Annotated in this window: 17 protein-coding genes; 6 read left to right on the top strand and 11 right to left on the bottom strand. The window is 64.4% G+C overall.

Annotation, left to right across the window (positions count from 1 at the left end):
- Positions 1-43: 43 nt before the first annotated feature.
- The 7 genes from AC3IF3_RS11690 to AC3IF3_RS11660 all read right to left on the bottom strand — a co-directional run bounded on the left by AC3IF3_RS11690 (position 44) and on the right by AC3IF3_RS11660 (position 9,083).
- Positions 44-250, bottom strand: a complete 207-nt coding sequence (locus AC3IF3_RS11690; RefSeq protein WP_489228858.1) for a hypothetical protein — start codon at positions 248-250, stop codon at positions 44-46.
- Positions 247-4,410 (bottom strand): peptidoglycan-binding protein, encoded by a 4,164-nt coding sequence (locus AC3IF3_RS11685; RefSeq protein WP_489228856.1) that lies wholly within the window; start codon positions 4,408-4,410, stop codon positions 247-249. The genes AC3IF3_RS11690 and AC3IF3_RS11685 overlap by 4 nt, the downstream gene beginning before the upstream one ends.
- A 629-nt stretch (positions 4,411-5,039) precedes the next feature.
- Complete coding sequence (locus AC3IF3_RS11680; protein ID WP_489228854.1) at positions 5,040-5,516, bottom strand: GNAT family N-acetyltransferase; 477 nt, start codon at positions 5,514-5,516, stop codon at positions 5,040-5,042.
- 667 nt (positions 5,517-6,183) lie between these two features.
- On the bottom strand, positions 6,184-6,729 hold the full coding sequence (locus AC3IF3_RS11675; RefSeq protein WP_243969316.1) for a PAS domain-containing protein: 546 nt from the start codon (positions 6,727-6,729) through the stop codon (positions 6,184-6,186).
- A gap of 810 nt (positions 6,730-7,539) precedes the next feature.
- Positions 7,540-7,926: a response regulator gene (locus AC3IF3_RS11670; RefSeq protein WP_489228852.1), complete on the bottom strand. Its 387-nt coding sequence runs from the start codon at positions 7,924-7,926 to the stop codon at positions 7,540-7,542.
- A 122-nt stretch (positions 7,927-8,048) separates the two neighbouring features.
- Positions 8,049-8,315: a hypothetical protein gene (locus AC3IF3_RS11665; RefSeq protein WP_489228850.1), complete on the bottom strand. Its 267-nt coding sequence runs from the start codon at positions 8,313-8,315 to the stop codon at positions 8,049-8,051.
- A 3-nt stretch (positions 8,316-8,318) separates the two neighbouring features.
- On the bottom strand, positions 8,319-9,083 hold the full coding sequence (locus AC3IF3_RS11660) for a Crp/Fnr family transcriptional regulator (RefSeq protein WP_489228848.1): 765 nt from the start codon (positions 9,081-9,083) through the stop codon (positions 8,319-8,321).
- A 585-nt stretch (positions 9,084-9,668) separates the two neighbouring features.
- On the opposite strand from AC3IF3_RS11660, the gene AC3IF3_RS11655 reads away from it, so the two are divergent.
- On the top strand, positions 9,669-10,721 hold the full coding sequence (locus AC3IF3_RS11655; protein WP_243973867.1) for a PAS domain-containing protein: 1,053 nt from the start codon (positions 9,669-9,671) through the stop codon (positions 10,719-10,721).
- Positions 10,722-11,358: 637 nt separating this feature from the next.
- Here the strand turns inward: AC3IF3_RS11655 and AC3IF3_RS11650 are convergent.
- From AC3IF3_RS11650 to AC3IF3_RS11635, 4 genes are read right to left on the bottom strand one after another with little or no spacing between them, the layout of a single operon-like run.
- The gene (locus AC3IF3_RS11650; protein ID WP_243969359.1) at positions 11,359-11,988 is read right to left on the bottom strand and encodes a class I SAM-dependent DNA methyltransferase; all 630 of its coding nucleotides are present in this window, start codon (positions 11,986-11,988) and stop codon (positions 11,359-11,361) included.
- Positions 11,985-13,127: an acyl-CoA dehydrogenase family protein gene (locus AC3IF3_RS11645; protein WP_243969357.1), complete on the bottom strand. Its 1,143-nt coding sequence runs from the start codon at positions 13,125-13,127 to the stop codon at positions 11,985-11,987. Before AC3IF3_RS11645 ends, AC3IF3_RS11650 begins: the two co-directional genes overlap by 4 nt.
- Positions 13,128-13,141: 14 nt before the next feature.
- The gene (locus tag AC3IF3_RS11640) at positions 13,142-13,645 is read right to left on the bottom strand and encodes a DNA polymerase ligase N-terminal domain-containing protein (protein WP_243969356.1); all 504 of its coding nucleotides are present in this window, start codon (positions 13,643-13,645) and stop codon (positions 13,142-13,144) included.
- On the bottom strand, positions 13,638-14,846 hold the full coding sequence (locus AC3IF3_RS11635; RefSeq protein WP_243969354.1) for a glycosyltransferase family 2 protein: 1,209 nt from the start codon (positions 14,844-14,846) through the stop codon (positions 13,638-13,640). The genes AC3IF3_RS11640 and AC3IF3_RS11635 overlap by 8 nt, the downstream gene beginning before the upstream one ends.
- A gap of 23 nt (positions 14,847-14,869) precedes the next feature.
- Between AC3IF3_RS11635 and AC3IF3_RS11630 the strand changes: the two genes are divergently transcribed.
- From AC3IF3_RS11630 to AC3IF3_RS11610, 5 genes are all read left to right on the top strand, one after another.
- On the top strand, positions 14,870-16,174 hold the full coding sequence (locus AC3IF3_RS11630) for an MFS transporter (protein ID WP_243969352.1): 1,305 nt from the start codon (positions 14,870-14,872) through the stop codon (positions 16,172-16,174).
- 18 nt (positions 16,175-16,192) lie between these two features.
- Positions 16,193-17,437 carry an MFS transporter gene (locus AC3IF3_RS11625; RefSeq protein ID WP_243969350.1) on the top strand — a complete coding sequence of 415 codons (1,245 nt, stop codon included), beginning with the start codon at positions 16,193-16,195 and terminating at the stop codon, positions 17,435-17,437.
- A 105-nt stretch (positions 17,438-17,542) separates the two neighbouring features.
- The gene (locus AC3IF3_RS11620; protein ID WP_243969348.1) at positions 17,543-17,830 is read left to right on the top strand and encodes a hypothetical protein; all 288 of its coding nucleotides are present in this window, start codon (positions 17,543-17,545) and stop codon (positions 17,828-17,830) included.
- A 40-nt stretch (positions 17,831-17,870) separates the two neighbouring features.
- Positions 17,871-18,368: a DUF892 family protein gene (locus AC3IF3_RS11615; RefSeq protein ID WP_243969346.1), complete on the top strand. Its 498-nt coding sequence runs from the start codon at positions 17,871-17,873 to the stop codon at positions 18,366-18,368.
- 624 nt (positions 18,369-18,992) lie between these two features.
- Positions 18,993-21,410 (top strand): bifunctional diguanylate cyclase/phosphodiesterase, encoded by a 2,418-nt coding sequence (locus AC3IF3_RS11610; protein ID WP_409564825.1) that lies wholly within the window; start codon positions 18,993-18,995, stop codon positions 21,408-21,410.
- Positions 21,411-21,484: the final 74 nt, after the last annotated feature.

The raw sequence follows: 21,484 nt of genomic DNA, 5'->3' as shown, positions 1-21,484 counted from the left end.
ATGTGATGATTCGAGCCGGTCGGAATGCGATCGATGTGGGGCGTCAGCGGTTGTACGACGGATGACTCTCGATCTCTACGCGGTTATCGGAAAGATCACGCTCGGAAGCGTACTCGACCATCGCCTCGCGGACCACCGGAGCCGCATTCTCGTAGTAGGCGAGACTGACATGTTCGGTGACCGAAAAGATGATCTTGATGACGTCCCACTTCCCCCTAACCGTGGCAGGCACGTCGATCTCGGCAGTCATGGTGCAATCCAACGGCTGGTAAAATACTCGTTTTGCTTGTACCGAGCGAGCTTGGGGCCGACTTCGTCACAGATTTCTCCGAACGCATCACGCATCACGTTAAACTCGGCGTCATTGATGTAACCCGTTACGTAACAGACATCCTGATACTCGCCCTTGATGCGATTCCGCATCTTGATGCGGGTGGTTACCAGAGCTGTTTCGAGAGGGCGGTTTTTGTAAAGCGCCGTTCCGTAATCGAGTACGTGGGTTTCCAGAGACATTAACTCCCAGCGATCGTTGCGCTGTTCTCGATAATGCTCCGCGAGCTTCGGATAGAGTTGGCTGAAGCTGGCGGTCTGCGCACCGGTAGCGAAGGCACGGGCATCGTCACCGAGCGTCTGCTCGAAGAACCGAGCGCGCTCGCCGTACTGGGCGCGCAGCGCCTGTTCTTGCGCGGCACGCCGAACGCCTTCTTCATTCGCCTTGATCTGATCGAGTTTCCTGCGGTCATCGAGCTCTCGCTGCCGCTTGAACTGCTGTTCGGCGCTGCGCGTCTTGTCCTGCTCGATCAAGTCCCGAGTTTGGGCGACCTCCGCCGATTCGATCCACAGCGGGAGGTAGCGATGGCTGATCCCATCCCGGTTCATGGCTTCGTCGAGGGCTGTGAGATCGACTGCGGCGGCGTAGACTGCACCGCATTCACTCCTTTTCACCGCGATGAATGCGCCGTCGGCCGACGTCGCCGTAGCCACAGGCTGACCCGGCAGTTCATCGGCGATCCGGTCATTCAAACGCATCAGGATCGCCGCGTGGGCTTCGGCGTCCGCCGACGGCACCCGGCACAGCACGCTCGAACCATTGGGTACGACGACGAGGCCGAAGCCGTCTGCAGTCTTGCCGCGAACCTTGGCCTCGACCTCGTTCGCCTTGGCCGCTTCCGCCTGCTTGACCGCCGCTAGAGCGCTCGCGTCCACCGCGTTGAGACGCGAGAACAGGTTGCCGTTGACGGCATCCACCAAGCTGATCACCCGGTTGACCGGCTCACGCAGAAGGCGTTCCCGCTCGGCGAAGATGAGGTCTTGGCTGGCAAGATCGGTCGCGCCGCATGATGCGAGCGGCAGGTCGAGCTTCGCTCCGAGTGCGGCGCTGCGGTCGCGGATCTGACGGTTCATGAACACGTCGGAGAGCGGGGCGTGATACAGGCAGGCGGTGGCGCGCCCATCCTCGAATACCAACTCGCCGCGCAGGTTGCGTACGACCGACGGGGCCTTGCCGCTGTCGTTGTACAGGATGATCAGGTCGCCGCGGTCCCCTTCCATGAGGAAACGGCTTTTCGCCGTGACTGCCCGGGCGAGCCGAGCCGCCTCGTCGATGCGGGCGCGCTTCCCGGCATAGGCGTCTGCCAACTCCCCAAGTCGGGCATCGGAGGTCTCGGGCGCGATGCTCGCGACCTCGGCGACGAAGCCGCTGAGGAAGGTTTGAAGATCCTGCGGGATGCCACCCTTGAGGGTCGATTCGGCCTCGGCCTGATCACGCTTGAGGCGGTCGACGAGCGCGGTCCGGCTGCGCTCGGCCGCATCACGCTCGCGCCGACGCGCGTCCTGCTCGCGATCACGCTGCTTCGTCGCCTGCTGCTCCATCAACGCTGCTTGCGCCTTGCCGACTGTTTCGGGCGAGATCCAGATCGGCAGATATCGGAACGTGATGCCGTCGCGGGTGAGACCCTTCACCAGCGCAGCCAAGTCCGGAGCCGTGCCATAGACGGCCCCGCACTGCCCGCGCTTGATCGACAGAAAGGCTCCGTCAGCGTTCGCGGTCACCGTTGTCGTCACGCCGCGCAGTTCCGCCCTTAGCAGCGCCTCGTAGCGCTGCAGGAGCTGATCGTGCAGCACCTTGTCTCCGGTGGCGATCCGGCAGATCGTGCGGGACCCGGGACCGAAAGCGAGGACGGCCAAGCCGTCCGAGGTGCCGCGAGCGACTTCACTTTCCGCCTCGGCCGCTCGGATCCCTTCCGCTTGGCGTGCGGCCACGATGTCCGATTTCGGCACCGTGCCGCCGAGGGTGAACACACCCGTGTCGACGGCCGAGGCGATGGTCTGGAACACCCCGACCTGCGCACGCAGCGCACTGCGCTCGAAGACGACAAGATCTGCGCTCTGCTGCTGAGCGCCGCTGCATGGAGGCAGCGTCTCCTTGACCGGCGCACCGAGGCTGCGCGCCTTGGCGATCAGCTGCTCCAGGGCGATGCGGTCGCTCGGCGCTTCGGGCATCGCGCATGCAACAGTGCGCTCCGGGTCGAACACGAGGTTGCCGTCGAGACCGCGCACGACGGCGGCCGCGCGGGGCGAGCTGTTGTAGAGGAACAGCAGATCGCCGGGGTCGCCTTCCACGAGGAAGCGGTTCTTGTCGGTGATAGCGCGCTGGATCGCCTCAGCCTCCCGCATCCGTGGCTCGATCTGGGAGAGGCGCTGCTGGAGCGCCTCGGCGGCCTTGGGTAAATCCTTTGGCGCAGCACCGTCGAACTGCTGGACGAGCACGGCGAGGTCCGGCCGGAGGTCTTCCGGTACGGGACCGGCCAAGAGGGCCTCGATGCGCTTGCGCTGCTCGTCGATCTGGCGCTGTGCCTGCAGGCGCGTGCCGCGATCCCGCTCCTCGACAGCGAGATCCGTGAGGTAGCTCTCGTAGCGCCGTGCGACGGCGTCGATACGCGCGGGGAGGCTTGGGTCGGTGATGAGGGACACGTTCGGCGCAGGCGTCGAGCCGCGCCCAAGCTTGGCGGCGAGCCCATCGCCGAGAAAACCATCGGCGTCCATGCTTTCGGCCTCGGCGAACGCCACGAGCGCTTTGCGCGTCACACCGCCGTAGACGCCATCCGCGGTCGCGTCGGCAGGCAGGTAGCCGGCGCTACGCAGCGCCTCCTGAAGGCGAACATGGTCTTCCAGCGACCGGGCGAGCTCCTGCCGGGCCGAGACCGGCCCTTCGCGACCCACGCGAGCCGACCACGCGTCCCGCTGACGCTGGTAGGTTGCGGCGATACAGGGGATGGCCTTCCGAGCGGCCGCCGTGGTCTTGCCGGTCTCCGGGATCCGACAGGATGCGAGTGTGCGCTTCACGAGGTCGTTCGAGGCCTCCTTGAGCTCGGCCGCGGCGTCCGGGTGAATCTGACGGAGCGTGTAGAACGCCCGGGCCATGTCGAGATCGACGCGCCGCAGGCTGGCATCCTCACAGATCAGGGTGGGGAGGGGCGTATTCGCCCGCTCGCAATCGAACGAGGGGCCGAGGTCGCGCGCCGGACCCGCCGTCTTCGTCGGTGAGGTTGCCCGGGGTGGTTCGGAGATTGACACGGCATCCTTGCGCAAGTCGGCCAGACGCTTGCGCAGGCCATCGGGCACATCCGCCTTCGTGCGGGCTTCGGCCTGCGCGCGCAGTCCGCTCATGCGATCGAGCGCGGCCATGCGCAGGGCTTCAGCCTGCGACAGCGCGCTCAACCCGCCGATCTCGCGATTGAGCGATTCGGTATCAAGCGCGGACGGTCCGGTGCGTGCACCGAGCTGCTGATCGATGCGGATCTGAATCCGGGCGATTTCGGACCGGACGACAGGGGACGGATCCCGCTGGTAGGCCGTCAGCGATCCCTTGAGCACCTGAAGCTGCTCGGCACGTCCCTGCGCCTCCGCGCGGGCCCGGCGCGTCTCACGCGCCTCGCCGGTCTCGACGTCGGCCACGATGATCCGGGTGCCCGAGAAATGAAGGTCGATTGCCTCCCGCGGCTCGACGGGTTGGACGCGGCCATCACCATTCCGGTAAGCGAACGTCTGATTGCAGGTCGTTGTGATCGACCATCCGCTATCGTCCGGCACCGTGCAGCTGTAACCGCGCCTGAGATTCGGCTCCGTGAAGCGTCGGCATTGGGCGAAAACCGCGCTCAACCGTCCATCGTCCGGGCCGATGCCGCGCTGGGCCAGACCGGCGATGGTAGTATTCTGGCGGGCAAGAGCTCGATCGAGGCACGAGCGATCCGCACTCGGGAGTCGTGCCCAAGCCTCGCGTGCTGCTTGCGCTTGAGCGGCACCGATCAGGGTTCCGAAGATGTCGACCGGCGAGATCTGCGCGCGGGCTTGGCCTGGAAAGGCGGCGGCTGCCGCCAGCAGAATCCCACACCACCTTCCCCGCGCCATGACCGTGCCCTGCAGCTTCGTTTAAAGCTGTGTCGCCGGTTCCGATTCCCTATTCAAGGTTGCAAAAGACACGCAGTGCGGGTTTGTGCTGCGATCGTAAACCGTTACAGCGCTCAGGTTGGCGCATCCGAGCCACACTTTTGGCAATGACCGGCGACAGGTAAAATAGCCGCCCTAATCGAAGCCTTAGATTTGCTGAGCATTGCTTTGCAAGAGTCCCGGTGGACGAGAGTGTTTGCACACTCTCTGATGCGGTAACTGGTACAACCACGGATGGAGCAGCTTATTTAAGGGGAGTATTCCGGCCCCTAAGCCTGGACTGCGACGTCCGCTTCCAACGATACAACGCTAAGAGCGGACGGGCGGCTTTCCACCCAACCCGGTCATAGGTCGTTGTCTATCGTGCTGCCACGAAGCAGACCTTCCGAGGGTCTGCGAAGGGTCGTGAGCGGTCCCCACGGCTATGTCCACTTGATGCAACCGCTGTCCAGAAGCGGACAGGCAGGAAACCACCCAGAGCAGCCATCCTGCTTCCGACCCAACCCAGCCGTGCGAGCAGTCGTCAGCGCTTCCCAGAAGCAGTCATGCATCGGCCGTCCGGCAATTTCGGTACGGGGTGGAAAGGAGATCTACGCGCCCTGCTGCGTCTCGGCCAGTCGTTCGAGGGCCACCCCGTCAAGCTCGTAGTACACTTTGTCGGACCCGTTTGCGCCTAAGCCATCGTATAGCGCCCGCGCTGCCGTGTTCTCGGCTGAAGTGGACCACTCGATCCTAGTGCTGCCTGCGGCTTTCGCCCCTCGTGCAACCTCGGCCATCAATGCCTGAGCGACGCCAAGGCGACGCGCAGCATGGGCCACATAAATCCGCTGGACGTAGGTAAACGCCAGCAGCCCACGAACGGGGTACAGCGACGTGTAGGTGGCGAAGCCCAGCAATCGGGCATCATCGTGAGCCACGGCTATGTTCACCCTCTGAGCTTGCCGGATGACATCCTTGGCGACCGCCAGATCAGGATCGACCGTAACGCCGTAGAAATCAGTCATCTCGATCATCAGGTCAGCGAGGGCCGGAGCATCATTCTCCTGAAAGCTGCGCACCCGAACCATGCGGCGACTCCTTTGTGACGACCTTTCTAGCTTCGGTACACCGCCAATGCTGCACGTGCCACCAAAGCTCCTGCAACGGATCGCTAGTCGGCGCGACGGCGATGTCTGCTTCTGCCACTTCTCGCTCGAAAACAGACCATCGCAAATCCCCCTCAGCAGCCATCCCGGTTCCGATCCAACCCGGCCGTCTGGATCGCCATGGCCGCGTCCCGTAAGCGGTCATTGGTCGGCTGTCTGGCAACTTCGGCTCAGGGTGGTGGGCGGACCATAGCGTTTCGCCCGAAAGCGGGCGTCTCGCCTATATCCCGTTGCGCGTATGGCAACGAGACTGACTACTTTCGGGAAGCTTCACGAGGGCCCGAAGCCCAAACCCAATCCATCGGTTGTGCATCTGCGTTATTTACAACTTCCAACTGTATGCTATGGTTAGCAGCGCTGCCGGGCGACGATGATCGTAAACGACCGCCCGAAGGATCGAGTTGGTGTTCCACGTCATCGTGCTGAGGTTCAGCATCTGATCGCAGGGGGCATGATATGGTGGTAGTGGTTCTCGACCCTCGGACCGGCAAACTCATCCAGATCCGTGTACCGCCTCGACCACCGTCCAAGCCGGCAACGCAATGGTCAAGATGCTTCTGTCTTCAGTAGGAGCCGAGGTTTCGTTCACTCAGTTGAGCCGCAGCCGCGATCCATCACTGCGGGCCAATGCTTGGCCGATCTTAAACAAGGCGGCTTTGACCTCCTTCAAGCCTGACGTCGCATCGTGCTGCTCCATTAGCGAGTACACGATGATGAGGTGGTCCGCGATGGTATCGAGGGGTGACACGGCCTGCGTGGCCACCTGTGTCGGCGGCGGGATGAACCTCTCGATCCCACCGTATGCGGCGATCTCAGTTGCCTCTGTCGGCGCAAACTCGGTCATGGACCCGAGATAACCGAGGAACGACCGCCCCGGCGGTCCAAACGAGGGAACGCCTCCTGCCGCGAGCCATCGCACCGACCCATCCGCGCACCGAATGCGGAACCGGACACAGAACTCGGCCTGTGCCTTGGCCGCCTCTGAGAAGATGGCCCTGACAGCATCCTGATCGCTTTCCAGGACTGGTGTGGTCCAGCCGTCCCGGTATGCCATCTCGCGCGTCTGCCCGGCGTAGGCGTTCCATTCGAGACAGATGTACGTGATTTCGCCCTGGGCGTCGGTCGTGAAAATCACCGGCACCTCCCGCATCAGTCCGGTTGGGTCAACATTCCACTACAACCTTTGAACACACAACTTGTTCGGGCTACAACTCGGCGGAATGGTATCTCCAGCCACCTTACACGACGGACAACCGTTGGAGGGCAACATGCGGAACGAGAAAGACGCTCGTCATGAGAATTTAAGACGGATTGCAGATGCGCTCCGTATACCCGTCGATGATTTATATGGATCTGGCGAACATGCCGGACAGTACATGCAGACTAATCGCATGTTGACGTTGTGGGGTAAACTATCGACAGATCAGATGCGCGAGAACGCACTGAATTAAATTAGAGCGATAATCAATAAAAATAGATAGTGTAGCATATATTGCGACGTGCTTAATCGGCGATCATGATTGGTTCGTAGTTGCCCTCCATCATTAGCCTACGCTGTGGCCGATACAAACGCACAACCTTATCTCAAAAAGTGGTTGCAAGCGGACCTGCTCAGAGTCTGCAATGGGTGGCAATCGGACCTTGATCTTTCGTCCTAACGCGGACGTGCCACATCCAACCCAGTCTTACCGTTAAGGCCGACGCGCGCTGTGCCGGGACGCTGACGAATGAGGCAGCGATCCATTAGTGCTTGCGTGATGGAACTGCTCTGCTGGAACGAGGCCTTCTAGAGAGGACGTTACTCGGTACGACATGCTGGCTCGCAGGTTCATTCAGTCTGCTTTGCCGAGATGCGGTTGTGGCGATACGACAATAATAATTGCCAGCCTGAATGCTAGCTCTTTGTTTCCTTGAGGGGACGCGACGCGAATGGCTCACTCAGCTACTAATCGCGCAGCAGCTCGGGCTTTTGCCCGTCCGGCAAGATCTCCTTGATATGCTCCCGGACTATCTCAGCCAAAAATGGCTTGCCGAGGAAGCGTGCCCCCTCCGGTAAGTCGCCGGAGCAAGGGCGAGCCTTCCCGGATGCGAGGACGATCGCGATGTGCGGCCACCGGCCGGCCGTTTCCCTGGCGACGGCAAAGCCATTGCGGGACCCAGGCATCTGTACATCGGTGAACAGCAGAATGATCAGGGCGTGCTTCTCAGCCAGCAGGGCCATGGCTGCGGCGCCGTCTCCGGCCTCGAAGGTGTGGAACCCCGCCTCCTCCAGGACGTCCATCGCGGTCATACGGATCAGCGCATCATCGTCCACGACGAGGGCGTAAGGCACGTGCGATACAGGCAATTGGAACCTCCTGAAAGTACCCCAGGCTTGAGAAAGGTTCGGGGGCGTCGCGTTCCAGCAGAGTGCGGACGCCGGTATCGCCCAACCACGGGGCAGCGCCGACGAGGTTAGGTCGGCGCTAGGCGTTGCCGCAGCCAGCGCGTCGCCTCCTCCAGGTCCAGGAAGGTCGGAGACTTGTTCCCCTGCAGCCGGCCGAACCCCGCTTCCAGAAACCAGCTTCCGACATTGGCGTGCTCGGGTTCGGCGAGGCGGACAAGAACCGCCACAAGGAGGCCGTTGGCGATCACCAGCATGCCGTCATGGTCGGGGCTACCCGTGTCGACCGCGATCGGCTGCAGCACGATCAACGTCTCGACGTTGCCCCGCTCGGACATCGGCTAGCCTTCCTGGGCTCGGCCGAGCCAACTCAGGTCGTGGCGCTCTCCCCAACGGGTATTGCGCAGGTGCAGGTAGTTCGGTGCGAAGCTGCAGAACGCCTTTAGCTGCTCGACGTCGAGAATGGTCAGCACCCGGCGCTTGAGGTGGATCAGGCCGAGGGCGCGCAACCCGCGTAGGGTTCGGTTCACGTGCACGTCGGACAAGCCGATCATGTCAGCGATCTCGGTCTGCGTGAGTGGGAACGCGTAGCTATTATCGGTGACACGCCCCACCGCCTCCAAGCGCATCAAAAGTTCGCAGAGGAGGTGAGCGATGCGCTGGTCCGGAGCGCGTGCGCCCATGTTGACCAGCCACTCTCGTAGGACCGCACCGTCGACCAGGGAGCACCACCAGAAGGCGCGCGCGATGCTCGTGTGATGCGCCGTGATCTCATCGATAGCCTGACGGGGGATGTCCACGACCTGGCACTGCGAGATGGTGCCGATGGTGTGATCCATCTCGTCGAGGATGAACACGTTCAGGTCGCAGAAGTCACCTGGTACCAACAGGGCCATGATCTGCCGCTGGCCGTCCGGAAGGACCTTGTACCGGCAGGCAAAGCCGTCGAGGATCAGCAGGACGTTGTCGGGCTTGTCGCCTTCCCGGATCAGATCCTGGCGCGCGCCGACGTGCCGAACCTTGAGTATCAGGTTGTTCAAAGCCCAGCGAGCTTGGTCGGACAGCGGCTCGAAGCTCTCGAGCTTCCGCGTCAGCGCCTGCTGCATTAAACCGCCCTCCCAAAAGAGAGAACGAGGTGATCGTTCGAAAGGTGCCTCTCGAAGGAACGCCAGACCGAGCCCAGTCGATCTAGCGACGACACCGCGAGCACGACATTGGATGCCTGCGCCCTGTCCAGTGATCGATGATCCGCCCGGTAAAAGACCCCGCCACCCGAACCGGGCGACGGGGCTTGAGTACGCTTGGGTCGGAAGGAGCCGTGCAGGCGATGAAGGGGCAAGGAACGCTCGCGCAGCTCGCTGCGCTCGCAACATCACAGCTACAGCTTGCTACCCATGGCAGTGACCGGAGATGCCCATCCGATCAAAAAGCAGGTTTCACCGAAATTTACCCTCAATAGAGGCCAGGTACCCCAAAGCGGTGATTAATTTTTCGTAAAAGGTTCGCGCAATTGTCTTTTGATAAGGGGACGGAGCGCAGTTTCCGTAGCCTGACGATAGCTTGACACTTCGTCATGCGAGACCAACGCGCGGGAGCCGGCAATGGCAACAGGAGCTCTGTGGGATCGTCTCTCCCTGGCGCTGTCCCCCGGCCCGAATGGCTACGGTTCGCCTCGACGCCGGTCACCTCCAATGCACCGCCTGTTCGACACCGGAACGATCGAGGCGGTGCGGCGTGGCCTGTGGTCCGTTGAGACCCTCAGCCGGTGCATCGTCGAGGCGAGCTCGGACTGCATCGAAGTACTCGACCCGCAGGGCAATCTCCAATTCGCCAACCCGACCGCGCTGCAGCAGCTGCGCAGCTGCGATACCGCTGAGAACGAGGGAGAACCATGGTCCCTATCCTGGCCCGAGGAGGCGCGGGCGGCCGTTTTAGCTGGGCTCGAAGCCGTGCGCGAGACCGGCGTCGCCCGCTTCAGCCATTGGCGTCCGGGGATCTTCGGAGAGGCGCGCTACTGGGACGTAGCCCTCTCGCGCATGCTGGACGATGACGGGGGTCCCATCGGCCTGCTTGCGGTCTCGCGGGACATCACCGCATCGGCGAAAACCCAGGCCGATCACGAATTGCGCAGCCGTGAACTGAGCCACCGTCTGAAGAACGTCTTCGCCCTGGTCAACGGCCTCGTCACCCTCTCGGCACGCGACATCCCGGTAGTGCAGCCGTATGCACGGACGCTGCGGGATCGGTTCACCAGCCTCGGTCGGGCGCTGGAGTACCTGCACGCGTCGCCCCAGGATAAGGCTGCGCCGCGTCCGGCGCAGACCCTGCAGGCGTTACTGCGCGCCTTGCTGATGCCTTACGACGGCGTGGGCAGCGCGCATCGCCGTATCCGGTTCTTCGGCGGAGCGGATGTTCCAATTCGCGACACGGCGTTGACCAGCCTCGCGCTGATCATCCACGAACTCGCGACGAACGCGGTCAAGTATGGCGCCCTATCTGGTGATACAGGCACTGTCAGTCTGAGCTGTCGCCGCTACGACAAGAGCATCAGCCTGATCTGGTGCGAGCGTGGTGGACCGCCGATCGCGCAACCGCCGGAACATGCTGGGTTCGGCGCAACCTTGGTCCAGCGCAGCGTCGGCGGCCAGCTCGGCGGCAAGATCGCTTATCACTGGTGGCCCGAAGGCCTGCGCGTGGTGATATCTATACCGATCGATCTGCTGAAGCAGACGGAGGCGACCTGACTCACGCTGGCAGACCTCGTGATGCTCAGCGCTGATCCAATCCGCTTGGACAAGCACCAGGTTGCGACCATCGAAAGCAGACACGAACTCGTGCGGCTGGATGCTGCCGACGATGTAAATGGGCTGGCGGTCGCACGCGGTCAGGTCGAGCTGCGGAACCGCGTAGCTTCGCAGATACAAACCAGCTCTCGCTGCGTTCGGTCAAGATCGGACACAGAACTGGATCAGGCTGCCCGCAAACAGACCTTCTGAACTTCCGAGAAGGGTCGTGAGGGGTCCCCACGTCTATGTCCGCTTGATGCAACCGCTTTCCAGAAGCGGTCGTGCAGGAAACCACCCATCCTGGTCGCAGGCGATGGTCAACCGAGTTGCCCGTTAGCGGACATTCCCAGGGTCAGCGAATGGGTCGACTCCGGACGGACGGTCACCTGAAACTGAATGTCCGCTACCGGGCGGTCAGCTGATGTCCGCTCATGGCGCGAAGCTGCGGTCTGGAATGGCAGGGTTTGGCCGAAAACTGCCAGTCCGCTTCGGGAAATGCATGTTGGAGAAGCTGACATGCATTTCCCGAAGAGGTGTTGCAGTCACGTGGTTGAAACATGTCAGATTGCACTGAACAGGATCGAGCACCAGCTACCTACTTCACCTTCCTTCCAGGAGGTGGGGCAGGATCATATGTTCTCATACAGCGATGAAGGACGTCGAGCCTGTACTTTTCTGCCCGCTCGCGGTGGGTGACCGGCAGGAAATTGGCCACTCCTTCGATGAAGCTATCCGCCGCTTCGTCGCCGGTCAGTGGGTAGTGCGTATCACCGGTCCAATGCACCAACACGACGTCCCCGCCATTGACGAGGCTGCCGCGCACACGCTCGACCAAGCGCGCCACGTCATCCAGGTCGAGGTAGTATACGACCTCCGAGAGCAGGATCAGGTCGAACGAGCCTGCCGGCCATTGGCCGGGGACCTGCCCGAGTTCGAAGTGGACGTGGTCGAGGTCGCGGCAGCGTTCCCGCGCTTGTGCGAGCGCCAGCTCGGTGAGATCGAGACTGATGAGCGCGTCGCACCGACTAGCGAGCTGCCGCGTAAGTACGCCGATGGAGCAGCCGATCTCTAGGACGCTAACGTAGCTGTCCCGCGGAAGGGCGGCGAGCGTCGCGGCGTACTTCCCACGCTCATAGTCGCTCGTTTGAAACTGCCAGGGGTCTGGGTCGGCGGCGTAGCGTTCGTCGAAATAGCTGGGTGGCAACGTGCCGGCGTATCGGGTCAAAGGATGCCTCCCAGCGTGAACAGGTCACTGGCCGTTCCGTCGGCCGTCAGGATCTCGGCCGCCGCCGTGGTGAGGGCCCGGTCCGGCGCGGGTTGCCGCAGGTAGGTGGCGAGGTCGCGTGAGAGCCGCTCAAGGGGATGTTCGCGCAGGAAGCCCTGCAGGCCGACCGAGCGTTGAGCGAGCTGCAGAACGTCGAGACCGGCTTTCTCCACCGCGAGCCGGGCCAGGTTGACGAAGGCGACGATGCGCTCGGGCGCAAGTTCGTCCTCGGCGACGGTCAAAGCGGCACGCTCGACCCATTGCCGGGCGCCCTCGACCGCGATGGCGCCCTCGCCGAGGCGCGCGAGCTGGTGTGGGTCGCCGCCGCGGCCCGTCGCGGAGAGGTGCCCTCGCCAAGCGTCGAACACCGCCTCGATGCCGCCGAGCTGCACCGCAGCGAACCGCCACGCGCCGCCCGAGAAGGTCGGCTGGCGGTGGTAGTCGTCCCACCCGCCCAGGATCTTGTCATCGCTCACGGCGATGTCCTCGAAATCGACGGTGCCGGTCGCGGACGCACGCATGCCGTGGGCATGCCATCCCGAGAGATCGGCGCGACTGCCGGCCTTCAGCGGCACAACCAGCATCAACGGCGAGGCGCCGGGCTCGCGCTTGACTGTTACTAGGGCGCGGGTGACGAAGCCGGCGCCTGACGCGAAGGTCTTCACGCCGCGAAGCCGGCAATCTTCCCCCAGTCGTAGGCAATTGCCGGGCAAGTCCGTGTTCCAGACCCCAAACAGGTGGCCGTCAAGGGCGTCGGCGAAGAGCCGCGCGCGCTGGCATTCATCGCCGTACCGGGCGACGAGCTGGAGCGCATTGACGTGTCCCTCGTAGAGCCGCCCCAGCGCAAGGCTGCCGTAACCGACGAGGCGCAGCACCGCCGCGAGCTGGCACGTGCCCAGTTCCTCGCCCAGGCCGACGCCACCGTCGTCGGAAGGTATCGGCGCGGCGAGCAGGCCCAGGCGGGCGAGGTCAGCGATGTCCTCGACCGGGAAGCCTTCGTCTTGGTCCTGTTCACCTGCGCGCCCGGTCGCGGTGACAGCCACCTGCCTGGCGGCCGCGACGGGGTCGTAGGCCAGGTTTGCTGGGGTGATCTGGTCCATGCGCCTTCCTCCCATTAGGCCGCAGTCGCGGCGATGTCCTTGACCGTGCGGCCGGTCAGGACCGAGCGCGGCTGCTCCTCCAAGATATCCGGATCGCTCCGCTCGCGTGCGGCGGCGCCGTGCGATTTCACCAGCAGCCAGGAAACATGCCCCTCGCAGAGCCGAGATTTCATGCGCTCAAGACACCAGCGGCCGATTAGCTTTTCCCCCTGTAGAATTAAGGCAGCCGACCCCGTTGCGAGGGCTGCGGCGCAGTCGCCGTCCGGCTCCCCGGTCGCACGGTCCCAGAGCAGCATGAGGACGGCCCCGTGGTGACCCATTGCGATCACACCCTCAAAATCACCATCGTCCAGGGCAAGATCCTCGACCGCGACGGTGAGGCGGTGTTCGCCCGCGACGAGGCTCGGGCCGCGCGTAATCGCCCAACCCTTCAGAGCAACGCCGATCTCCAGCCGGAAATCATGATGCAACCGGCGTGCAGCGTGGTTCTGGACGCAGTAGACCAGGGGCTTAAGCATGGCCCGCCCGCTCCGCCGAAGATTGGGCGGCGCCCTCCACCGCTACAGACTTCGACATGTGCAAGCGGCTGAAGACTTGGCGCCCGGAGCGGAGCAGGTTCAGGACGGCGCGGGCGCGCCGAATCTGTCGGGGGAGTTCGGCAGGCCGCAGCGGGCGATATATGAGCATGGGGCTTGCCGCTTCCGTCGCAGCGAGAACGGCGCCCAGCGTGGCGAGGTCAGCAATCGTCGCCGCCACATCTCCCCGGATGCCGAGCCATGGGGCCCAGAGCGCCGTGCGACCGAGGCGTCCCGAGGCCCGTAACTGACCCATCCGGCGACGCCAGGCGAACCGGAACAAAGCCCGCGGCAGCGGCTCCAGGCGCGGATCGCACGGGCTCTCGGGCACCTCGCAGCGCAGCTTCATCGTGTCGGCAGCCCCGCCGGGCGCGCGCCCATCGAGCCGTCCGGAAGTCACCACGAGGATTTCTGGGTCGTGACGGACCCGCGCATCGCTCGACAGCAGGGAGGAGACGAAGGCCTTGTCCTCGCCGACCGCGAGCGGCGGCATGCCGCCGACATGCCGATAGGTGGCTAAGCGGACGGCGAGGGTCGCGCCCGAGGTCGTCCAGTGCCGCGGCCAGGGATCGTGCGCGACCAGATTGATCCGTGCTTCGAGCTCCGTGAGCAGCGCCTCGTAGGCGCCCTCCAGCGCACCGCGCGCGTGCAAGGATGCGGGTAGGCGCGCGGCATCCGCCTCGTCGAGGGCAATCCGGCCGGCCACGGCATCGACACCCTCCGTGATGGCGGCGAGGTTGCGGGCGACCCAATCGTCCGGGACCCGACTATCCGCGTCGGTCGTGAGGATGACACCGTCCGGCGTACCGCTCTCCTCCAACCACGCGGCAGCGGCCTCCATGGCCTCCCGCCGTGCCCATCCCGCATTCGCCTCGGCATACGCTCGCTCGATTATTCGAACCGGGCGACTCACCGACGTGCGCAGGGCTGCGACCACATGGGCGGTGCCATCCGTGCAGTTGTTCAGGAACAGCAGGACGCCAAGCCCGCTTCCCCCAAGATCTTTCTGCCCGTCGAGAGCGCGCAGGCAATGTCCGATGCGTTCGGCTTCATTGAAGACTGGAACGGCGACCACCGCTCTGAGGGCCTGGTTCGGCATTCCTTGATCGACAAGTGAAACCACAACTTCTTGCTCGGTCAGCACGAATATCTCCGGCGAGCCGGGTTATGCGCCGGCACCACGCAAACCTGCCGCGCGGCACTCCTGTTCTGGGGCCGAGCCAGTTTTTATCCGGCGACGTTGCCGCACCTGACACGGATCACATGCAGCCAGCTTTTAACCTCGGTGCTCTAAATTTCGCCCTAGCCGGCGCACGCGAAGGTTTTGGGCCCTTCCTCGGCGTGTACCTGCAGAAGCAGGGCTTCGACCCCGCCGCCACTGGCTTCGCCATGGGTCTCGCCGGCTTCGCGGGTCTGCTCGCAACGACGCCGGTCGGGGCGCTGATCGACCGAATCACGTACAAGCGGGCGGCCCTTGCAGCCGCCGTCCTCGCCATCGCCCTGGGCGCCGTCGCCCTGATCGCCACCGACAGCCTATGGCTGATCGGCCTGTCGCAGTTGGTCATCGGTGTCGCCGACACCAGCATCGCGCCCCTCGTCGCGGCGATCACGCTAGGCATTGTCGGACAGAAAGCTTACGGCCACCGGGTCTCGCGCAACGAAGCGTACAACCACGCCGGCAACGCCGCGAACGCCGCATTGTCGGGCGTGCTCGGCTACACCCTTGGGCTCGGCTACGTCTCCATCGCCATTGTGGTGATGGCGGTCGCCTCGTGTGGGGTGCTGCTGACGGTAGACCAGAGCAGCATCGACCATGGCACGGCGCGCGGCGGTGAGCAGGACGAGCGATCGACGCTGCGCGTGCTTTTCGAGACGAAGCCGCTCCTGATCCTGGCGGCCACCGTGTTCGCATATCAAACCGCCAACGGCGCCATGTTGCCGTTCCTGGCGCAGGCACGCACCGCGGCGGGCGCCGATCCGAGCCTGACCACCGGCGTGATGACCGTCGTCTCGCAGGTCACGATGGTTGGGGCTGCGCTGCTCGCCGCGCGCGTCGCGAAGGGGCGTGGGCACGCCGGCGTACTCACCATCGCCCTGGGGCTTGTCGTGGTTCGCGGCATCTTCGCGGCGTTCGCCACTTCCTGGCTGCTGGTCATCCCGGTGCAGGTGCTGGAAGGCTTGGCGATGGGCCTGGGCGGCGTTGCTATTCCGGCTCTCGTGGCCGAGATGATGGAGGGCTCCGGTCACGCCACAGCCGGCCTTGGCGGCGTCATGACCGCCTACGGTGCGGGCGCGACCGTGAGCCCGTTGCTCGCCGGCCTCGTCGCGCAGTACTTCGGCTTCGCGGCCTCATTCTTTTCCCTGGCAGCCGTCGCGGGCATCGGCTTGGCCGTGTGGACGGTAGGCCGCCGCCTCCTGGGCACGAGCGCTCCCCCGGGGCACACTGGCGAGGCGTCTGCCGAGCCGGTGTGACGGCTCGGAGCATGCAGCATGGTTGTTCGAACGGGAGCGAAGGCTTGGGCTAGCGTCCTGACGAGCTCCTTCCCTGCCTTCGTGCTGCTTCAGGGCTCGCTCTACGCCGCCTATGGGACGGAATCGCCGTTCCTTCCGAGCTTCCTCGGCGAGCGCGGCCTGATACCGGGGGAGATCGGTGCCGTGCTCGCGGCGGGCACGTTGATGCGCCTCGCCGCGGCACCCGTCGCGGGTCACCTCGCCGACCGTTACGACGCGACCCGGGCCGTACTCGGTGTTGCCGCGGCCGCGGCTGGGCTAATCTCCTTCGTTTACCTCACAGGATATGGCTTCTGGCCGTTGCTGGCGGTCAGCGTGCTGCACGCGAGCGCTATCGCGGCTCTAGCGCCGCTCGCTGACGCGCTCGCGCTCACCGCCGCCGAGCGGGAGGGCACGTTCTCCTACGGCTGGGTCCGGGGTGCCGGCTCGGCGGCCTTCGTGTTCGGAACCCTAGTGTCCGGCCTGCTCGTCGCCAAAGCCGGCTTGGCGAGCATCATCGTGTCGAGCGGCATCCTGTTCCTCGCTATGGCGGTCGCAACGAGCCGCGTTCCAGCTGCCCATCCACAAGAGGAGCGGCCGAGCCTCGGCCTCGGTGGCATCCGTGAGCTTCTCGCCTCAGCGTCGTTCCGCCGGATGCTCCTCGTGGCGGCCCTGGTCATCGGCAGCCATGCCCTGAACGACGGCTTCGCGGTGATCCGCTGGCGCGAGGCGGGCATCGGACCCGGCACGATCAGCCTGCTCTGGTCGGAGGCGGTCGCATCCGAGGTGCTCGTGTTCGTATTCGCCGGTCCCTGGCTGCTGGCGCGCCTAGGCGTTGCGCGAGCCACGCTGATGGCTGCTGGGCTTGGCGTGCTACGGTGGTCGGCCATGGCGACCACGGCTGCGGTCCCTGTGCTGGCGTTCGTTCAGCCGCTGCACGGGCTGACCTTCGCGCTGCTGCACCTCGCCAACATGCGCCTGATCGCCTCGGTCGTCCCAGAGCGCCTCGCGGCAACCGCGCAGACGCTCTACGGCACGCTGGGCCTCGGCTTGGCCTCGGCCGTTCTGACTGCGACGGCCGGCTTCCTCTACGGCGCGTTCGGAGCCGGCGCGTTCTGGGCCATGGCGGCGCTATGCGCTCTGGCGCTGCCGCTCGCCTCCGGCCTGACCCAACGCGATGGTTCAGAACTCTCGCTAGACGTTGCGTCGCGCTTTCCCCCTGGTCGTGGAGGTTACAGAGATTGAAGCGGAAGAGATATGAGTTCTCTACGCGAACAGTTGTCACACGGGGGTACCCGGAACAACGATCAGTGAATCCCCTTCCCTCAGGCTTGAGAGCCTGGAGTACGAATGTCCAAATCCCTAAAAATCGCAGCCGCCGCCACGTTGCTCACGCTATCAGCAAGCCTTGCTGTTGCAGCGCCTTGCAATGTTGGCACGACGACAAATGCGGCTACTGGCAAAGACACCAGCTCGAATGTCGATGGCGGCACGACTGCCAAGGTGACCCCCGGCGCCAAGAGCGAGTCTCCCGGCACGATTGGCGCGATGAACAACGTCGGCGCGGCGACGAAAGATGACGGTTCGAAAAAGGCCCCTGAGGGTCAGCCCGTAAAGCCCGGCGCCGACAATTGTTGAGCCTGCACCAACCCTTTTTCGTTCAGACAAGGATGAAGGTATGAGCAACGTAAAGCGGGCGATGGACACCTACCTGAATGGGCTGCGCAACCAGCACGCGGTTGAGACCCAAGCGATCGGTACAATCCAGAACGAGCTGCCTCGAATGGAGGCGTACCCAGATCTGCACCTGAAGATGAAGGCTGACCATGAACGGTCGGTCACGCAGGCTGCGCGGCTCGACGATCTGCTTGAAAAGCACGGATCGAAGAAGTCGTTGCTCAAGGAGGCGGTTACGGGCGCGATCGCCACGGTGGCGGGGTTCACTCATGCCGGCGCAGGCGACGAGGTATTGAAGAACGTCCTCGCGGCTATCGGCTTCAAGGCCTACGAGATCAGTTCTTACAAGGTGTTACTCACACTTGCCGAGGCGGCTGGCGCCGGCGATGACAAGTCGACGCTCGAACAGTCAATGAAGGAGGAGCAGGAGATGGGCGATTGGCTCGGGAGCAATTTGCCCAGCATCGTTCATGCCTATCTTGAGCGGAAATCCGCGTAGCTCGGTTACACGCACACCCGCCAGCCCGTGATCAGATCGAGCGGCGGGACCGAGCAGGGCGCAAGAGAAATGGCTCGGATGAACGTAGAGCCGAACAGCCGGTTTTGCAGGACTTAACGATCTGGTGCTGCGTAGTCTGGCCGAAAGCGGCCTGTCTGGTTTTAGTAGTCCGATGTTCTAAGGCAGACATCGAAGCGGCCAGGCACCGATGCAGTCATCTGTCGTTGATGGTGCGTGCCCCGCTGCTCAATCGCGTCCGCTCCCGGTTGAGCGCGTGGCAGTGGGTCCATCCTGATCATCTGTTCAGGTTTGGGGGCTCTCCACAATCCCGGTGGCCGTCGGTAGCATGACCGTCATCGTCAGAGGGGTGGTCGGTTCAGTTCTGCGTGCCCGGAAAAATCCTACCTACCCGTTCGTCGCCGCCAGCCGGTCTCTCTCCGCAGCTGCTGGCGGATTCGTCGGCCACCGCCTTCAGGTGGCTCAAGACCCTCTGAAACTCCGAGGCGCCTTTAACCGGCGCTCAACTACAGCTTGATTTCAATTAGATTGCTGACCAAACGGTAGGCATTCCCGCGCTACGACGCGATTAGACGAACACGCGTCGTCGTTGCGACCGAGCTGGCCATGACCCGCGTCCTCTCCTGCGTCGCTCATCAGCACGACCTGCGCCTCGTCGCACTCTCCGCAATCATTTGCGCGCTCGGATGCTTCGCAACCGTTAATCTGATGACACGTGTCGATGCCCGGGGGCGCCCGCCATTGCGCGCCCTGCTGGCGGCTGCGACCCTGTTCGGCGGCAGCGTCTGGTCGCTGCACTTCGTCGCCATGCTAGCGTTCCGGCCCGGGGCGCAGGTCGCCTACGACGTCAACCTCACCGCCGCATCGATCGTCGTGGCTATCGCAGGCTCGCTCGCCGCTCTTTGTCTGTGGCGGCGATTGTCCGCCGCCCCGCTCGGTGTCGCCCTGGCTGGCACCGTACTTGGTCTGGCGATCACCGGTATGCACTATCTCGGCGTCGGCGCGATGACCGCCTCCAGCCTCGTGCTGTTCGACCCCGCCTACGTCGCCGCTTCGATCCTGGTCAGCATCCCGCTCTCCATCCTGGCTCTGTCACGGGCTGGCGCACTGACGAATTTCGGCCGCCGCACCGAGGTCACCGGTTGGCTCGCGCTTGCGATCTGCGGCCTGCACTTCACCGGCATGACCGCCGTCACGGTCGCGCCGATGGCGCCGCGAGCGGGTGAGAGCTACGTGCTCGGCTCGACCCCGCTCGCCCTGACGGTCGCTGCCGTCAGCCTCGCCGTGCTGATCGCCGGCGTGGTCGCCCTGGCCCTACAGCAGCACCTGTCGCAGCGTGCTCTGCGCGAACTCGACCGCATGCGCCTGCTCAGCAACCTCGCGCACGAGGTGCTGTTCATCCATCGCGACGGGGTCGTGCTGGAGATCAATCAAGCCGGCACACGCTTGTTCGCGGCACCGGCCGAGCAGATCATCGGCAAACCACTTCTAAACCTGTTCGCGGAGAGCGATGCTCCAGGGCTGCTCCGGCGCTCGCGCTGCCGGCCCGAAGAGTTGCGACCGGAGGAGTTCGAGGCTCGCACTGCTGCCGGCACCCATGTCCCGGTCGAGTTATCCTGCCGCACCATCGAGTTCGGCGGCAAGCCGGCCACCGCCGTCGCCCTGCGCGACCTCAGCGACCGCAAGCGCGACGAAGCGCGTATCCGTCACCTCGCCTTACACGACGCTCTGACCGATCTGCCCAACCGCTATCTGCTGGGGCAGCGCCTCGGCCCGGCGATCGAGGCCGCCGCCCTGGACGGGACCGGCGTCGCTGTCATCTACCTCGACCTCGATCGGTTCAAGGCGGTCAACGACCTGCACGGCCACGCCGCCGGCGACGCGCTCCTCGTCCATGTGGCCAAGCGCATACTGACCGAGCTGCGCCCGACCGACACGTTGGCCCGGGTCGGCGGCGACGAGTTCGTGGTGGTGCTGACCGGCACGCGCGCGCCCGAGCGGGTGGCGGATATCGCCAGTCGCCTCGTCGAGGGTCTGCGTCGCCCCTTCCTGATCGATGACCGTCGCGTCGAGATCGGCGCCTCCGCCGGCGTCGCCCTCTACCCCGGGGACGGCAGCACGGCCGAGACGCTGATGCGCGCGGCCGATACCGCCCTGTACCGCGTCAAGGACGAGGCCCGGGGTGCGGTGCGCTTCTTTGAGGCGGCGATGGATGCCCAGCTGCAGGCACGTCAGCTGCTCGAACACGAGCTCGGCGGGGCGATCGATCGCGACGAGCTGCGGCTGTTCTACCAGCCGATCGTCAACGCTCGTACAGGCGAGATCGAGACCTTCGAGGCCCTGATCCGCTGGCAGCATCCGGAGCGCGGCTTCGTCTCACCGGCCGAGTTTATCCCGGTGGCGGAGCAGACGGAGCTGATCGGGCGGATCGGCGCGTGGGTGATCGACACCGCCTGCGCGGCGGCGGCGGCTTGGCCGCAGCCATGGCGAGTGTCGGTCAACGTCTCGCCGACCCAGTTCCGGCAAACCGACGTCCCGGCGCTGGTCGCGGCGGCCCTGGCACAGCATGGCCTCCAACCCGCACGGTTGGTGATCGAGATCACTGAGAGCGTGTTCATCCAGGATGCATCCGCGGCGGTCGCGGTCCTAGGGCGACTGCGCGGCCTGGGCGTCCGCCTAGCACTCGACGATTTCGGCACCGGGTACTCGTCGCTGAGTTACCTGCAGCAGTTCCGGTTCGACAAGATCAAGGTCGATCAGTCGTTCGTGCGCCGGCTTGGCCAACACGCAGACACGTTGGCAATCGTCCGGGCGATCGTAAACCTTGGGCACAACCTCGGCCTGCAAGTCACGGTCGAGGGGGTCGAGACCGTCGAGCAGCTTGCGATCCTACGCGAGTTGCACTGCGAGCAGATGCAGGGCTACCTGTTCGCGCGACCGATGGCGACGCTGGGCGTATCGGAACTGGATCGGGCTCGATTAAGGGCTTTGTTCGCCGAGCCGTCGATGCGGGCCATGGCCTGAGCTGACCAGACCTCTAACGCCCGGTGTTTGATCCCGTAATGCGGTGGTACGGTTGACTACCATGCAGCGAGGGC

It is taken from the genome of Methylobacterium sp. J-118 (genome assembly GCF_057836565.1).
This window is presented reverse-complemented; position numbering and strand designations above follow the sequence as displayed.

Excerpts from the sequence above, each read along its gene's own strand:
- AC3IF3_RS11690 (WP_489228858.1), bottom strand. The coding sequence starts at position 250 with ATGACTGCCGAGATCGACGTGCCTGCCACGGTTAGGGGGAAGTGGGAC.
- AC3IF3_RS11685 (WP_489228856.1), bottom strand. The coding sequence starts at position 4,410 with ATGGCGCGGGGAAGGTGGTGTGGGATTCTGCTGGCGGCAGCCGCCGCC.
- AC3IF3_RS11680 (WP_489228854.1), bottom strand. The coding sequence starts at position 5,516 with ATGGTTCGGGTGCGCAGCTTTCAGGAGAATGATGCTCCGGCCCTCGCT.
- AC3IF3_RS11665 (WP_489228850.1), bottom strand. The coding sequence starts at position 8,315 with ATGTCCGAGCGGGGCAACGTCGAGACGTTGATCGTGCTGCAGCCGATC.
- AC3IF3_RS11660 (WP_489228848.1), bottom strand. The coding sequence starts at position 9,083 with ATGCAGCAGGCGCTGACGCGGAAGCTCGAGAGCTTCGAGCCGCTGTCC.
- AC3IF3_RS11655 (WP_243973867.1), top strand. The coding sequence starts at position 9,669 with ATGCACCGCCTGTTCGACACCGGAACGATCGAGGCGGTGCGGCGTGGC.
- AC3IF3_RS11645 (WP_243969357.1), bottom strand. The coding sequence starts at position 13,127 with ATGGACCAGATCACCCCAGCAAACCTGGCCTACGACCCCGTCGCGGCC.
- AC3IF3_RS11640 (WP_243969356.1), bottom strand. The coding sequence starts at position 13,645 with ATGCTTAAGCCCCTGGTCTACTGCGTCCAGAACCACGCTGCACGCCGG.
- AC3IF3_RS11630 (WP_243969352.1), top strand. The coding sequence starts at position 14,870 with ATGCGCCGGCACCACGCAAACCTGCCGCGCGGCACTCCTGTTCTGGGG.
- AC3IF3_RS11625 (WP_243969350.1), top strand. The coding sequence starts at position 16,193 with ATGGTTGTTCGAACGGGAGCGAAGGCTTGGGCTAGCGTCCTGACGAGC.
- AC3IF3_RS11620 (WP_243969348.1), top strand. The coding sequence starts at position 17,543 with ATGTCCAAATCCCTAAAAATCGCAGCCGCCGCCACGTTGCTCACGCTA.
- AC3IF3_RS11615 (WP_243969346.1), top strand. The coding sequence starts at position 17,871 with ATGAGCAACGTAAAGCGGGCGATGGACACCTACCTGAATGGGCTGCGC.
- AC3IF3_RS11610 (WP_409564825.1), top strand. The coding sequence starts at position 18,993 with ATGACCCGCGTCCTCTCCTGCGTCGCTCATCAGCACGACCTGCGCCTC.